General features: G+C 45.6%; 12 protein-coding genes and 1 tRNA gene. 4 read left to right on the top strand and 9 right to left on the bottom strand.

What is annotated here, in order from left to right:
- Window positions 1–10: 10 nt before the first annotated feature.
- The 3 genes from ZMOB_RS03650 (at window position 11) to ZMOB_RS03660 (ending at window position 2,510) form a co-directional block, all read left to right on the top strand.
- Window positions 11–84 (top strand) — tRNA-Cys (locus ZMOB_RS03650).
- A gap of 356 nt (window positions 85–440) precedes the next feature.
- Window positions 441–914: a Cys-tRNA(Pro) deacylase gene (ybaK, locus tag ZMOB_RS03655; protein ID WP_014500669.1), complete on the top strand. Its 474-nt coding sequence runs from the start codon at window positions 441–443 to the stop codon at window positions 912–914.
- A 12-nt stretch (window positions 915–926) separates the two neighbouring features.
- Window positions 927–2,510, top strand: coding sequence for a helicase HerA domain-containing protein (locus ZMOB_RS03660; protein WP_012817485.1), 1,584 nt, complete (start codon window positions 927–929; stop codon window positions 2,508–2,510).
- A gap of 266 nt (window positions 2,511–2,776) precedes the next feature.
- Here the strand turns inward: ZMOB_RS03660 and ZMOB_RS03665 are convergent, their stop codons facing one another.
- The 9 genes from ZMOB_RS03665 to ZMOB_RS03710 all read right to left on the bottom strand — a co-directional run bounded on the left by ZMOB_RS03665 (window position 2,777) and on the right by ZMOB_RS03710 (window position 13,256).
- Window positions 2,777–3,109, bottom strand: coding sequence for a hypothetical protein (locus tag ZMOB_RS03665; protein WP_014500670.1), 333 nt, complete (start codon window positions 3,107–3,109; stop codon window positions 2,777–2,779).
- A gap of 189 nt (window positions 3,110–3,298) precedes the next feature.
- Window positions 3,299–4,648 (bottom strand): replication-associated recombination protein A, encoded by a 1,350-nt coding sequence (locus ZMOB_RS03670; protein WP_014500671.1) that lies wholly within the window; start codon window positions 4,646–4,648, stop codon window positions 3,299–3,301.
- A 268-nt stretch (window positions 4,649–4,916) separates the two neighbouring features.
- Window positions 4,917–5,984: a tRNA-dihydrouridine synthase gene (locus ZMOB_RS03675; protein ID WP_014500672.1), complete on the bottom strand. Its 1,068-nt coding sequence runs from the start codon at window positions 5,982–5,984 to the stop codon at window positions 4,917–4,919.
- Between the two features lie 341 nt (window positions 5,985–6,325).
- The gene (gene hcp / locus ZMOB_RS03680) at window positions 6,326–7,963 is read right to left on the bottom strand and encodes a hydroxylamine reductase (RefSeq protein ID WP_011240086.1); all 1,638 of its coding nucleotides are present in this window, start codon (window positions 7,961–7,963) and stop codon (window positions 6,326–6,328) included.
- A 66-nt stretch (window positions 7,964–8,029) separates the two neighbouring features.
- Window positions 8,030–8,467 carry an RrF2 family transcriptional regulator gene (locus ZMOB_RS03685; RefSeq protein WP_011240085.1) on the bottom strand — a complete coding sequence of 146 codons (438 nt, stop codon included), beginning with the start codon at window positions 8,465–8,467 and terminating at the stop codon, window positions 8,030–8,032.
- A 199-nt stretch (window positions 8,468–8,666) separates the two neighbouring features.
- On the bottom strand, window positions 8,667–9,503 hold the full coding sequence (locus ZMOB_RS03690) for an aminotransferase class IV (protein WP_014500673.1): 837 nt from the start codon (window positions 9,501–9,503) through the stop codon (window positions 8,667–8,669).
- Window positions 9,469–10,125 (bottom strand): anthranilate synthase component II, encoded by a 657-nt coding sequence (locus ZMOB_RS03695; RefSeq protein ID WP_252507314.1) that lies wholly within the window; start codon window positions 10,123–10,125, stop codon window positions 9,469–9,471. Before ZMOB_RS03695 ends, ZMOB_RS03690 begins: the two co-directional genes overlap by 35 nt.
- Window positions 10,097–11,503: an aminodeoxychorismate synthase component I gene (gene pabB / locus ZMOB_RS03700; RefSeq protein ID WP_252507315.1), complete on the bottom strand. Its 1,407-nt coding sequence runs from the start codon at window positions 11,501–11,503 to the stop codon at window positions 10,097–10,099. Before pabB ends, ZMOB_RS03695 begins: the two co-directional genes overlap by 29 nt.
- A 1,402-nt stretch (window positions 11,504–12,905) precedes the next feature.
- Complete coding sequence (locus ZMOB_RS03710) at window positions 12,906–13,256, bottom strand: WD40 repeat domain-containing protein (protein WP_011240081.1); 351 nt, start codon at window positions 13,254–13,256, stop codon at window positions 12,906–12,908.
- A 195-nt stretch (window positions 13,257–13,451) separates the two neighbouring features.
- On the opposite strand from ZMOB_RS03710, the gene ZMOB_RS03715 reads away from it, so the two are divergent.
- A complete protein-coding gene (locus tag ZMOB_RS03715; RefSeq protein WP_014500676.1) occupies window positions 13,452–15,248 on the top strand; it encodes an ABC-F family ATP-binding cassette domain-containing protein in 1,797 nt (598 codons plus the stop codon).
- The last annotated feature ends 12 nt before the right edge of the window (window positions 15,249–15,260 follow it).

The following is a 15,260-nucleotide window of genomic DNA, read 5'->3' on the forward strand; positions in this document are numbered from 1 at the left end:
CGCTTGAGGTGGCTCGATGGCGGAGTGGTTACGCAGAGGACTGCAAATCCTTGCACGCCGGTTCGATTCCGGCTCGGGCCTCCAGATTTCTTTTTATCGGCTGAAGGCAAATGGCCTCACCCTGCCGACATCTCCTAAATTTATCCTCCTAATAGATACATCCTGCCATAATGGGACAGCTGTCAGCTATCCCCTCAACACCACCGTTCTATTTCAAAACATTCTTTTCGCTTTTCTTCCCACTATCCCGATAATTCTCATATCCTCTCTTTTCATCGCTTCGATCGCCCTCTTTTGATATAGATGCGAAACCGCTATATTACGTCTTCACAGGCTGGCGATATGGCCAAAACACAGTCCATAAGCCATCCGTCTGTTCACGACCTCCCCATTTTCACTTCAACTCTTTTCGATCAAAAGAGAACAGGGTATTTGAAAATATGACTAAGAAAACACGCGGAACCGCTTTTCTTGAAAAAGCAGGCATTGCTTTTACCGTTCATCCCTATGACTACGATCCCAAGGCATCAGCCGCTGGATTACAAGCCGCCGAAGCCCTCCAGCAACCCGCCGAGATCGTCTATAAAACTCTAATGACTGAAGTCGATGGCAAGCCGGTTTGCGTCGTGGTGCAGGTCAATCACGAAGTCTCGATGAAAAAATTGGCTGCCGCAGCAGGGGGAAAATCAGCCAATATGATTAAACCTGTCGATGCAGAACGGATGACCGGCTATCATGTTGGTGGGATTAGCCCTTTTGGTCAGAAGAAACGCGTTCCGGTCATCTTTGATGAATCTGCGTTTCAGGCTGAAAAAATCTTTATCAATGGCGGTCAGCGCGGGGTATTAGTCGCTCTTGCTCCCGAAGATGCTCGTCGCGCTGTTGATGGCAAAATCGCATCGGTCGCCAATTAACCTCGATTCTCAATGGCCATAAATAAGGAAAGAGACGAACCCTTTTCTTATTTATGGCAAATTCTTTTATTTTTGACTGATCTGCCCTTGCAGAAAAGGACAAGCCTTGCTCAAAGATGCCGCATGACTGTGATGATCGACATGGGAAAAGATCCCAAGGGACAAGTTGTCCCGATGGATCTCGAAGAATTGCTGGCAACAAGATTGTTGGTTCAGGGTAATTCCGGTTCCGGTAAGTCCCATTTATTGAGGCGGATGCTGGAAAAAAGCGCCCGTTTTGTGCAACAGATTGTCATTGATCCCGAAGGCGATTTCGTCACCCTCGCAGAACGCTTTCCTCATGTTGCAGTCGAAGCAGCGGCTTATAATGAATCCGAAATTCGGGTTTTGGCGCAAAGAATTCGTGAACATCGCGTTTCCGTGGTGCTTAATCTCGAAGGTCTTGATGTCGATAACCAGATGAAATGCGCGGCGTGGTTTCTGGCAACGCTTTTTGATGCTCCGCGCGATCATTGGTATCCAGCAATTGTCGTTGTGGATGAAGCCCAGATATTCGCTCCCGCCCAAGCAGGAGAAGTCTCGGACGAAGCACGCCGTCTATCTCTCGCGGCTATGACAAATCTGATGTGCCGTGGCCGGAAAAGAGGCCTTGCCGGTGTCATTGCAACCCAACGTCTTGCCAAATTAGCCAAGAATGTTGCCGCCGAAGCCTCAAATTTTCTCATGGGGCGTACTTTTCTTGACATCGATATGGCGCGGGCAGCCGATTTGCTCGGCATGGATAGAAGACAAGCCGAAAGCATCCGCGATCTTGAAAGGGGCCATTTTCTCGCCCTAGGGCCTGCTTTATGCCGCCGCCCTATTGCGGTCAAAATTGGGGAAGTCGAGACTAAGAGCCGGACAGGCGGATTTAAACTGATGCCGCTCCCCGACAGCAAAAATAGCAATCCCGAAGATTTGCTCTTCTCTGAACCAGAAGAACCGGCTTTACCTTTGGCCTCGCCGGAACCACCTCCACCGCCGTCATCCAGTCAATTGATGGAATTGCTACAAAAGGAAAAGGAAGAAGAGGCGAAAATAGCCGAGGCAGAAGCCGCCGAAAATCCGGTCGATAATAGCCAGAAAGAAGCGCTCATTGATGCCCTACTTTCCAGCATCGTCGAAGAAGAAGAAAATGCTTACCGTCAAGCCAATCTGCTCTATCCCGAATTTACAATCGGTTGTCGGATGCATGGCCTATCCACTCCGCCTTTGGATTTAACCGCCTTCACCAAAAGGCTGACTATCGCCAAGGCAGGGCTTAGCAATGACGACTTACAGGATGAATTGTGGCAACCAGCGCTTAAGGCAGCCAGTATCCTAGAAGACGATATACAAGCGGTGTTCTTGTTCTTGGCAAAAACCGCCAAAGAAAATGCCCCCTGCCCTGATGATGAAATGATTGCCCGTATTTATGGCACGCGCTCGGCTGGGCGTGCCAGACGGCTGATCGGCTATATGGAAAATCAAGGCATTATCGCTATCAGAACCGATTTTGGCGGACGGCGCAGCATTACTCTTCCGGCTTTAGGCTGGACGACCAGCACAGCCGCCTAACATCAATCACAAGGGCAGATGGCTTTATCTCAACTCTGCCCTTTTACATAAACAACAAGCTGTTTTTTCAGATACAGACGACCAACGCTCTTTCGTCCGCTTTCGCAAAAAAAGCCTTTTACCCTATCGCCTTCATCCAGACGCAAATTTGCATCATGCCTTCCGACATCCTAGCTTGTTTCACGTGAAACAACAGGATCAACAATATTCAATAAAAAAGGCGCCCTCTTCTTAAAGAGAGCACCCTTCAAACCCATTATCCACCATCAATTTTCGCGAAAATATTCCAGAAGCTCTTCCTTAAAATCAGGCATCTTACTGGAAACCATTTCTTTCAACTGGTCGTGTTTAATATCGCTGTGGACAAGACGGTTATGCGATATATCGTAAAGGACGCGTCCGGACTCACCTTTAAAAACCACAGGAATTTCGGCAATCACAGCACCACTATCTTCATAAAGAAAGATATGATCAAGGGCATTAGCGGGTTTAACTGATAGCTGATCTGGGTCATCGACCATATAATTCATATGATCCATAATCTCAGCGGCCATGCGGTGCCTTATTCCGGCAGACACTTCCAGTTTTTTATGGGACATAACAAGCACCTTTACTCTTTCCGCCCTTTGCCCTCATTTTACTCGACAAAAGGCGTCTTTATGAAAGGTAATACGTTAATTCAGGCCTTTTTGTTCCCCAAAAACCCAATCCCGATAAAAGTGATCGCCGTCAATGCCGTTTCAAAAGCCGACATAAATTCCTGCCTTGCCCGATATTTTCACCCGCTTTTACTTACCGCTAGGCTTTCCTTTTTTTCTTTCCTGTCGCAAATGCTCCCAAAAAGCTAACCTCTCCGTGATATGCTTTTCATAACCCCGTATATTCGGTTGATAGAGGGTCACAGGCGGCAAATTCTCCGGCCAGTAATTATCCCCTGAAAAAGCATCGGGCATATCATGGTCATAGTGATACCCCTCACCATAACCCTGCTGTTTCATCATCTCGGTTGGTGCATTAAGGATATTGGGTGGTGGCAAGACAGAGCCGCTTTCGCGCGCCAAAGCCATTGCCTGATTATAGGCCTTATAGATCGCATTGGATTTGGGTGCGGTCGCGACATAGACACAGGCTTGAGCAATCGCCAGCTCGCCTTCTGGCGAGCCTAAAAGCTGATAAGTCTCTTTAGCCGCAATACACTGCTCCATAGCCCTAGGATCAGCCAAGCCCACTTCTTCATTGGCCATACGGGTCAAACGGCGCAGCAGGTAAAGCGGGTCTTCACCAGCAACCAGCATCCGCGACAAATAATAAAGCGCGGCCTGCGGATCAGACCCCCTTACTGATTTATGTAGCGCCGATATCAAATTATAATGGCCATCCCGATCTTTGTCATAGATCGCCATCCTTTTTTGAAGGATTTGCGCCAATTCTGGCACGGATAAAGATTTTGTCAGATTCATTGCCAACAGGATTTCTGCCTGATTTAGCAAAAACCGACCATCACCATCAGCCGAAGCGATTAAGGCTTTTCGGGCATCTTCATCCACAGGCAAAAGCTGACCAGAAACCGTCTCGGCTCTTTCTAGCAACAAGCCCAAGGCCTCTTCATCCAGACGGTTCAGCGTTACCACTTGGGCGCGGGACAACAAAGCCGCATTCAAAGCGAAAGACGGATTTTCAGTTGTCGCCCCTACCAAGACAAAAGTGCCATTCTCGATATAGGGTAAAAAGCTATCCTGTTGCCCTTTATTGAAACGATGGATTTCATCAATAAAAAGAAGAGTCTGACGCCCCTGCTGTCGATGATGCTCCGCTTTTAAAAAAATCTTTTTGAGATCGGCAACACCTGAAAAAATGGCCGATACCATTTCAAACCGTATCCCGACCGATTCAGCCAAAAGCTGGGCAATACTCGTTTTTCCCGTTCCGGGCGGGCCCCATAAAATCAGAGAGGATAACCGACCAGCCGCCACCATTCGACCAATAATGCCGTTTTCTCCAGTGACATGCGCCTGCCCGATCACATCAGATAGATGCTTGGGGCGCAAAATATCCGCTAAAGGCCGATTTTCAGGCAAAGGCTGTTTTTCATTTTCGGTAAAAACAAGCGGCTCTACAGAATTGAATAAATCATCCATCTACCAATCATACAGGGTAAACGCCCTTTTTGGCTATCGTTAGCACGGGGTTTTTTACAATAAAATCTCTTCCAGAATCGCTCGAGTTATACTCACGACTTCGCTAGCCAATTTCACTCTGAATAGCCGTCCCGAACCGTGCCCACCTCCAACCCACATAAACAAAAAAAGGCAACGCTCGAATAGAGGCGCTGCCCTTGTTTCACGTGAAACAGAATGGAGCAAACATCGCATAACGCCAAGTCTGCCCCTTTAAATCTAAGCTAATTTAAGCCAAAAATTTCTTAGTTTCTTCTGCCAAATGTGGATTCCACATAGATCCCGTGGCGGTCATCACAGCATTCGCACCCGCCTCGATATAAGCCTTATAATGTTCAGGCTTATTCACGCCTCCAACACCCACAATAGCATAATCGAGTGATTTTTCTTCACGAAAAGCTGCCAAACGCTGCACCATTTCCAGTCCAGCCCAACGGATAGCATCACCGCAAACCCCACCTTCAGGACGGCTCGGGGATAAAGCAGCTTGCCCTTTTTCATCGAGAGGCCGCGCACTCAAAGTATTAATCGTGCTAAACCCACTTACTAGATGGCCAACGCGCGAGACGAGATCGGCTAGCTTGGCATTATCTTTGAAATAAGCGGTCTTAATCAACAAAGGCCGATCCGGCACAGCTGCTTTGATAGCTTCTACAATCTTTTGAACCAAAGACGCATCAAAGCAAAGCAAGCTATTCACACCTTCATTGGGACAGCTCAAATTCGCTTCCAAAACAGGTGCGCCGGTTTCCGCAACCATACGGGCAGCCAAGGCATAATCTTCTTCAATCTTGCCCTTGCCGCGCGTGCCTTGGAAACTGCCGATCATGACCTGATGATCCGAAGCTGCTTTAACCGCTTCGGCCATATCCGGCTGCCAGATATCAGGGTTAAAGGAAGGCACTCCAAAAGAATTGGTAATCGATAAAGGCTGATTATAACGGGTATCCGCTAAAACCGCTTCACAATCGGCACTCAAGACACCTTCGGGATGAATGGCTAGAACATTCGGCAAAGGATGGCTTTTATGCTCCTGCGTTCTAACCGTCTTGTAAACGCATAGATCAAAACCCGCATGAAAAGCCGCCTTGATATAGCGACTGTTCAACAAAGGGCCTGCCGGAATACCAAAGGGCAGATCAACCGAACATCCAAGAAAAGAAACCGGCTTTTTCACCGAAACCGCAAAAGAAGGAGCGGGCTTTTCGACAATATCTGCGAAATAGCCGAAAGGGCCTTCCTTATAGTTATCTTCATAACTCAATTCAGGATTGTAATATGGAATTTCGGTTTTCATGCTCTGGCCTCCCAAATGATTCCCGAGAGGAATACAGAAATATCCTTTCATCAGGAAACAAGTTTTTTAAGATAATCGCCCGATATAACCGGATTTAAGATTTTTCGGGTAATATTTATATCGTCATTTTTCTATCGCAGCAGAAGAGGCAGCTGAAAAAAATCGACGAATAGAAAACCGCATATCCTGCCTTATTGATCAAACGTATAGCTAAAAATCAAACCAAGCTATTGTCTAATATCGCCCTCTTTTTTGATATAAAAACCGCCTCTTTCATGAATACAGAAAAGGGGAGCCAAAGCCCCCCTTCCCCGTAGAATAAATTAAACTCTTTGAATCTATCAGGCGGCTTTAGCAGCCAAGATTTCCTGCAAATCCTCTTCGGCAGAATTACCGATTGGTTTAATATCGAAATTATCGACCAGAATTTTCAGCATATTCGGCGTGATAAAGGCCGGAAGCGTCGGGCCCAAGCGGATACCCTTCACACCCAAATGCAATAGAGCCAACAACACACAAACAGCTTTCTGCTCATACCAAGACAGAACAAGCGATAAAGGCAGACTATTCACATCGGTATCAAAAGCCTCGGCCAAAGCCAAAGCGACCCGAATAGCGGAATAGCTGTCATTGCACTGCCCCATATCGAGCAAGCGCGGCAGATCGCCAATTTTACCAAGATCCAAATCAGTGACACGGAATTTACCGCAACCCAATGTCAAAATGACCCAGTCTTTGGGAGCCTTCTCGGCAATATCGGTAAAGTAATGTCGACCGCTTTTGATACCATCACAGCCACCGACCAACATGAAATGCTTAATATCACCTTTCTTGATCGCCGAAACAACCGCATCGGCAGAATCAAGAACTGTATGATGACCAAAACCAGCGATATGGGAACGGCTTTCCTGATCTTCGGTAAAGCCTTCACTCTCAAGCGCGGCTTCAATTACCTTTGAAAAGTCACGATCAGGCAAATGGGTCAAGCCCGGCCAACCGACCAGATCACGGGTAAAGACGCGACCGGCATATTCTTTTCTCGGCTCCATCAGACAGTTGGTTGTCATGACGATCGGGCCTGGGAAATTGATAAATTCCTGACGCTGAAGCATCCATGCACCGCCATAATGGCCAGCAAGATGCGGATATTTATTCAATTCGGGATAACCATGGGCGGGCAACATTTCGCCATGGGTATAGACCTTGATGCCGGTATCTTTGGTCTGCTCCAAAAGCTCTTTCATATCAAGGAGGTCATGCCCCGATACCAAAATCGCTTTTCCTTTTGACGGGCCCATTTTAACATTAGTTGGAACCGGATGGCCAAAGGAGGAAGTATTAGCCTTATCGAGCAGAGCCAGCGTCTTATAAGAGGCTTCACCACAACGCATCACAACAGCTAACAAAGCTTGGATGTCAAGGCTGTGATCGGTCAGAGCGGCCATGCCTTCCAACAGGAAGTTATCGACATCGGGATCACGATAATCCAAAACCGCTGCGTGATGCGCATAGGCGGCCATGCCTTTCATGCCATAGGTCAGAAGTTCCTGAAGACCAGTGACGTCGATACCAAGCGTTTTCTGACGGCTCGCAATGCCATAGGACTCCCCCTGCTTGACCAGCGTTTCACGATCACGTGAAAAATCAAGCGTTGCAGCCAGAGGAAGCTCGACATCTTCAGGTAGTTTGGCTTTCAGCGCATCGCGGAAGTCAACCAGATGATAAAGGGCTTTGGTCAAAACATCGGCGTCGAAATTGACATTCGTCACTGTCGAGAACAAGGCCTGAATGACCAGTGAAGCGGCTTCTTTTCGCTCTGCCTCACAGCTATCCGGCAATTTCTTGGCGACATAAGAAAGACCTGCCGATGCAAAAATCATCAGATCCTGAATAGCCGCGACTTCAGGGGTTTTGGTGCAAACACCCCGAATAACGCAGCCGGTGCCGCTGTGTGTCTGTTCACACTGAAAACATAGCATGACATTAACCTCTTCGTAACCTACCCATCAATGCAGAAAAGATTCTGAGGTCAGGAAAACGGATCTTCAGCCTTCTTCAGAGCGGAATTTCCAACCGGCTTCGGTAAAGTGTTTGGCCTTATCCAAGGTCATATTTTCCAATTGCTTGACAATAACCGGACGGGTTTTCAGCCAAAAGCTGTGCATTGGGCAAGGATGCTCATTGGAACATCCCGGCAAACCCAAAAAGCAACCACAGCCCCAATCTTTCCCATCAATCGCCTTCACGATTTCCAAAAGAGAAATCGTCTCCGGCGGACGGTTCAAACGCAGGCCACCATTTTGACCTCGCTTGGCTGTAATCAGTCCGGCTTCTTGCAAGCGACCTAAAATCTTCGTCAGATAAGGGCGTGGAATATTCGCTTTTTCGGCAATGTCGCGCGCCATGGTGAGCTTTTCACTCTCTGCATGAATAGCAGACAGCGCAAGAACAGCATAACCGGTTGATTGCGAAATTGAGAGCATAAAACGCTGATTCCTTATCGACGAAAAGACTTTTACCACAAAGTTTACAAAAAGGTAAAGTTTAAATTTTACCTAAAGGTCATATTTAAAAAGAAGAGGCCTTCTTCATCACTTTCTTTCACTCAAGAAGAATGAAAAATACAAAAAAAGGCAATATCAAAAAATATATTACTCAATATGATAATAAAATCAAAACCCCCTATTGAAAACGACTGTAATTAATCTCGTCAAAAACCATCGACTTCAGCAAAGCCAGCAAGGCCGCCGACCGACGCGGCAAAGCAACCTCCCCTAAATGCGTCACCTGAGTGATCAGACGCAAACTATTGGTTAGGAAAATGTCATCTGCCTCTAACAGCTCTTCATAGCCAATAGAGCGCTCTTCAACCGGAATATCACGGGATTTTGCCAAACGCAGAATATTGGCACGCATAATACCTGCCAAAATACCATCACTGACTGGCGGAGTAATCAAACACCCGTCACGGATCATAAAAAGATTGGCCGTGCTACTACAGGCAACATGTCCTGCGGTATTTAAAAACAGCGCATCATCAAAAGACTTCTGACGCGCTTCTGTCACCGCCATAATCGCATCAAGATAATTCAGCGTTTTAATCCGCGCCGTAAAAGAGCTTTCATTCCGCCGAAGTGGCGTCAAGACAAGCCGTATCTCAGGACAAAATATTGTCGCTGCTATCGGGGAAGCTGAAACAATAACATTAGGCTTGGCTTCGGGACTAAAAGCCATTCCCCTTGGGCCCACGCCTCCCGTCACGGTGATCCTTATTACGCCCAAAGGCAGGTCTTTCGCTGCCTCCTCCATCATTTCGCTTAAAAAAGAGGAAGCGACCGGCAAGGACAACGCCGCACAGCTTTTTGTCAATTTTTCAAGATGCGCTTCCCGATAGGCAACTTTATCAGCGATAACCAAGGCGGTATCGAAAACACCATATCCCAGTAATAACCCTTTATCATTCAGGTTAAATTCTGCGCCAGCATTATTGGCTAATACACCGTTCAGCCATATCGGCATAGAAGGCTTCCTCCAAATCAAAAAAGCGCGACAAAAGCGCGTCGCCATATTCGGTCAAAACCGATTCAGGATGAAACTGGATACCATAGGTAGGATGACTTTTATGCGATAAAGCCATGATCTCGCCTTCCGGTGACAGCGCATCAACCGTCAAATGCTGTTCCATCTCTTCGGTTTTCTGGATAATCAGCGAATTATAGCGTGCCGCCTTAAAAGGATTAGGAATATCTTTAAATAGTCTTTTCCCGACATGGCTGATTTCCACGGCACGCCCATGAAGCGGATAGCTGGCACGAGCAATAACACCACCAAAAGCAACACCAATGGCTTGATGTCCAAGGCAGACCCCTAAAATAGGTATCTTGCCAGAAAATTGCCGTAAAACATCCAAAGAGATACCGGCTTCTTCCGGTGAGCAAGGCCCCGGAGAAAGGATAATCGCTTTGGGCGACATCACCTCGATCTCTTCAAGGGTGATTTTATCATGGCGAAACAAGCTGACTTTACGGCCAAGCCTTTCGCAATAGCGCGCCAGATTAACGACAAAAGAGTCGTAATTATCAATCATCAAAAGCATCAGACATTCCTCACCATCAAGCCATTTCAGAAACCGATGTGCCAAAACTTTCAAAGATTTTTGCTGCCTTGGTCAGGGTCTCGACATATTCCGCTTCGGGATCGGAAAGCAGGGTAATCCCGCCGCCGACCTGAAAAACCGCTTTGTTTTCACTCAGGGTGACGGTTCTAATCGCAATGTTGAAATCGAGATTACCGCCAAAATCAATATACCCAATCGACCCGCAATAAACGCCGCGTGCCAATTGTTCGATTTCTGCAATAATTTCCATCGCCCGAATTTTGGGCGCACCTGTAATCGACCCACCGGGGAAGCAGGCTTTCAAAAGATCAACGGAAGAATTTTCAGGCCGTAATTTTCCGGTAACCACGGACACCAAATGATGCACACCAGCATAGCTTTCTAGGCGGCATAAATCGGTTACTTCGACAGAATCCGCTGTTGACACATGTGACAAATCATTCCGCAACAGATCGACAATCATGATATTTTCAGCGCGGTCTTTTTCGGAATGAAGCAATTCTTCAGCGGCGGCTCTATCTTTCTCAAGATCCGGTGACCGGCGGGCAGTCCCCTTAATCGGACGCGTCTCAATCTGATTATCCTGCAACAGAACAAAACGTTCCGGCGAAGCCGATGCAATAACCTGATCGCCAAAAGCAAGATACGCCCCAAAGGTTGCAGGATTGATGCGACGTAACTGGCGATAAAAAGGCCAAGGCTGAAAATCATCCGGCAATTCAGCTGAAAAACTCTGGGCGATATTCGCCTGATAAATATCGCCTTTTCGAATATATTCCCGAACTGTTTCGATCGCCTGACAATAATGTTCTTTCGTAAAATTCGATTGCCAATTTAATGAAAGCCTGTTGGGCTTTTCATCCAAAGATGCCTGTTTAGAAGGCATCGAAAGCCAGTCAGAAAATTGTGCCAAACGGGCTTTTGCTCGGCTTTCTTTTTTGTCAGGTTGGGTTTCAGGATAACCGGAAGAGCAAAGGTAACTTTCCCCCGTCATATGGTCAAAAGCCAGAACCACATCGTAAAAACAAAAATTGATATCGGCGGCTTTGTCTTCTGTTTCAGGATAGCCATTGATGACTTCAAGGCAGCGGCCATAATCATAACCGACATAACCAATACATCCGCCTTGAAAAGGAAAGCGCCGTTCAATTTTTTCATCAAAAGCGAATTGCGCCAAATGCCGTTGCAAAATTTCTAAAGGATCACCTTTTTCGGGAACTGAATTCCAATAGGCTTGGTCACCACAAACCGTCAGTCTCGCAAAAGGATCAACTGCGATATAAGAATATCGCCCCAATTTATCCTGATGCATCGCACTATCAAGAAAAGCAAAATACGGTCGGGAAGAAAGGATATTCGCGGCGACCAACGGGTCTTTAAGATCAATTTTTTGTAGCCACATTGCTTTACCGATCTGAAATTTATCAGGATTGCTGATAGTCGGGCGGAAGACTTCCATCCGGCAACGAAGAATAGCCTGATTATATTATCCCTTATGCGGCAATACGCTACCTAAAATCCTGACAAGAATGAAGAAAAGAAGCGGCTTTGGATATAATTTCCGATAATCAGAACAAAGACTTAAATTTGAAAACAATAATATCAAAAAAGAGATAGTAACAATATTTCAAAATGAGGTAAATTGACCATCAAACACAGGCGATCGCTTGCCAGAATACTCTTGTCGCAGAATATCAGGCAGTATTTTCAAAGAAAGTTTTCTTGTCGCTATTCATCTCACAAAAAAACGACCCTGCGCATGATCAGGTTAAAGATTATAAAGAAAAGCAATATCTTTTGGAAATCATAGTAAAAACACAAATATGAAACGAAGATAGTCTATAAAAATAAAAATCTATTCAAAAAGTAACATTTTTGCCTTGGAAACAAATATTGTATTATAAATAATGTCATTAACAACTCATAAATTTTAATAAAAACGTATATTTGCTACAATAAAATAGAAAAATAAAATAAATAAAAATTTAACAACAAAATAATAATAAAAAAATAAACATAAATTACAAAACATAACATTAAAAATATTTAATGTAATACTCCAATAAAAAACGTTATATTATTCATCAATAAAGAGGCGTTTGGAAATGTTAACTATAAAAAACATACCTATCACCAAAATAATCCCTATTTTGGTAGCGCTCGTTCCTTTGATTATAAAATCATCACCGACTTTCTGGTCAGCTCAATTTCTAATACAAATCGCTCTTATTTGGCTACAACTCGGCATTATACTTAACTTCAATCCGCGCATGAAAGACTCCCTTTTCAGAAATCGCCCTTTGTTGAGCTTCTTTGTCAGCGCCACCGTCATAACTACCTTCATGCAGTCACTTAGGTATATGATATTGAAATTCCTCTAATATAAGAGTAATAATCCATAATTCCTAATATATTTAGATCTAAAAAATAGAAATAAATTATTATAGAAACGAATAATTATAAAAATAATTGTACCGAATATGCCATCTGTAATAATTTTTGTTTATACGATGAATGCTATTTTCATATTTTATAAATAAATTTCTTATTATAAATTTTTTCCAGCTACCATTACTATATTTTCTATATTATTCGTCTTGAGGCCTAGACTAAATTTCAAACATCCAGTCTTAGATTTTACGATAGCTTTTCCGTCCTGATGAGGATCACCGCTCTAGGACGCTTTATCGGCCAGTAACAGGCAAGGCCTTGTCCTTCTCTCTATTAAGCGAAAAGGTGGTGTCAGACTCTAAAAATTTTTAAAATGCGCAGACCCAGCACAGAAAGCGGGTCAGGGTAAAACGTTATTTTCTGGGATCGCCCATATAAGGTTGATCACTTTCATCGCCATTATCGGAATCGGTGCGACTCAAAACTTCACCACTCTGACCATCAACATCGACCCAAATAACCGTATTATTGCGGATAAATTTCAGACGATAAATGGTATTATCATGCAATTCGGGGCCCAGATAGCGGCACCCACCCATACGAGGCAGGATCTTCTCTTCAATTTGATGCAAAGACAATATCTGGCCGTTACGGATAGCTGCCAGTGCGACATCCCGATCTCTTCTTTGCTGCGCTGTAGCCGGAGATAAAATCACACCACCGGAAAGAACAGCCCACAGGCAAAAAACTGCGGCAGATTTCATTTTAAGCATTCTTCTTCAATAAAGGAGCGGTTTTGAATAAGGAATGAATAATTGCCCGATCAATTCCCCCTATCGAATAGCGGTAAATGTTTAACACTTTCTATCTATCTTTAAATAAGACAAAGAAAATATCCGTTAAAACAAGCCTTCATCAAAGGATGACGGCAAGCTTTTTTCCCTTTATAGAAACAGGCTATGGCTCCACCTTTACTCTCTTTTGAAAATCTCGGTGTTAATCAAGGCACCGGATATCTTTTCCGTCATCTTGATATCAATATCCAGCCCCGCGACCGTCTGGCACTGATCGGTCGGAACGGAGCCGGTAAATCAACCCTGTTGAGATTACTCGCAGGGACAATCGAACCGGATGAAGGGCGACGCAGCATCCAGCCAGGACTGAAACTAGTCTTACTGGAACAGGCACCTTCTTTTGAAGGTTTCGAGACTTTGGCCGACTATGCTCTATCAGGCGATAACGCCCCTCCCCGCTATCAGGTTGAAGCTATCGCCGATCAATTAGGCGTTGATCTTTCTCGCAATGCCCAATCTGCCTCCGGCGGGGAACAAAGACGGGCAGCTATTGCTCGCGCATTGGCAATGGAACCCGATCTTTTGTTAATGGATGAACCGACCAACCATCTGGATTTGGCCGCAATCGAATTTTTGGAAGGCTGGCTCAACCGTTTCAAAGGTGCCTTTGTCGTTATCAGCCATGACCGAGCCTTTTTAACCCGCCTTACCCGCCAATGTCTCTGGCTTGATCGCGGCGATATCCGGCGGGCAGAAATCGGCTTCGGCGGTTTTGACGCATGGATGGAAAAAATTCAGGCCGAAGAATTGCGTGCCGCTGAAAAGCTGGATGCCAAACTCAAGATAGAAGAACATTGGCTCTTACGCGGTGTCACGGCACGGCGCAAACGCAACCAAGGACGATTGACCAAGCTCTTTGAAATGCGGGCAGAGCGCAAAAATATGACCGGCATGGAAGGCACGGCCAAATTAGCGCTCGATACTAATGATGTCCGAACGAAGGTTGTCATTGATGCCAAAAATATCAGCAAGCGCTTCGGTGATCGTGAAGTCATCAAAGATTTCTCGCTGCGAATCCGTCGCGGCGACCGTATCGGCATTGTCGGTGCCAACGGAGCAGGCAAAACAACACTGTTAAAAATCCTGATGGGTGACCTCGACCCCGATCAAGGTATCGTCAAACGTGCTGATACATTAGAAGCCGTTGTTATCGACCAGCAACGAGCGTCTATCTCTCCCGAAAAAACATTGCGAGATGTTATCGCGCATGGCGGAGAATGGATCGAAATAGGCGATCAAAAAAAACATGTCGTCGGTTATCTGAAAGATTTTCTTTTTGATCCATCTATCTTGGATGCCAAGGTATCTACCCTTTCCGGTGGTGAGAAATCACGCCTGTTGATGGCACGTGAATTTGCACGACGCTCCAACTTGCTTATTCTCGATGAACCGACCAACGATCTCGATCTTGAAACGATTGACTTACTGCAAGAAGTCATCAGCAATTACAGCGGCACCGTGCTTCTGGTCAGCCATGATCGTGACTTTCTCGATAATGTCGCCACGATGACTCTCGGGATGGACGGCTCTGGGGTAATTGATATCGTTGCCGGTGGTTATAGCGACTGGCAAAAGCAACGCGCCGAACGGCTTGCCGCAACCAGAAAACCGGCGAACACAGCTGAGGAAAAAACAGCCTCCAGCAAAACGATACCGCAACCCAAATCTGGCAAGGTCAAATTAAGCTATAAAGACCAGAGAGCCTATGACCTGCTTCCCCAAGAAATCGAAAAAATGGAAGCGACCATCCAAAAGCATGAAAGCGATCTAGCTGATCCGACTTTATACAGCCGCGATCCGGCTAAATTTTCGGAATTAAGCGACAAAATCGCCGCTTTAAAAGCTGAAAAAGAAGAAGCCGAGATGCACTGGCTCGAGTTAGCCGAACAACTGGAAGGCTAATATCTCAATTGC

The organism is Zymomonas mobilis subsp. mobilis ATCC 10988, from assembly GCF_000175255.2.
In the GTDB taxonomy this organism is placed as follows: domain Bacteria; phylum Pseudomonadota; class Alphaproteobacteria; order Sphingomonadales; family Sphingomonadaceae; genus Zymomonas; species Zymomonas mobilis.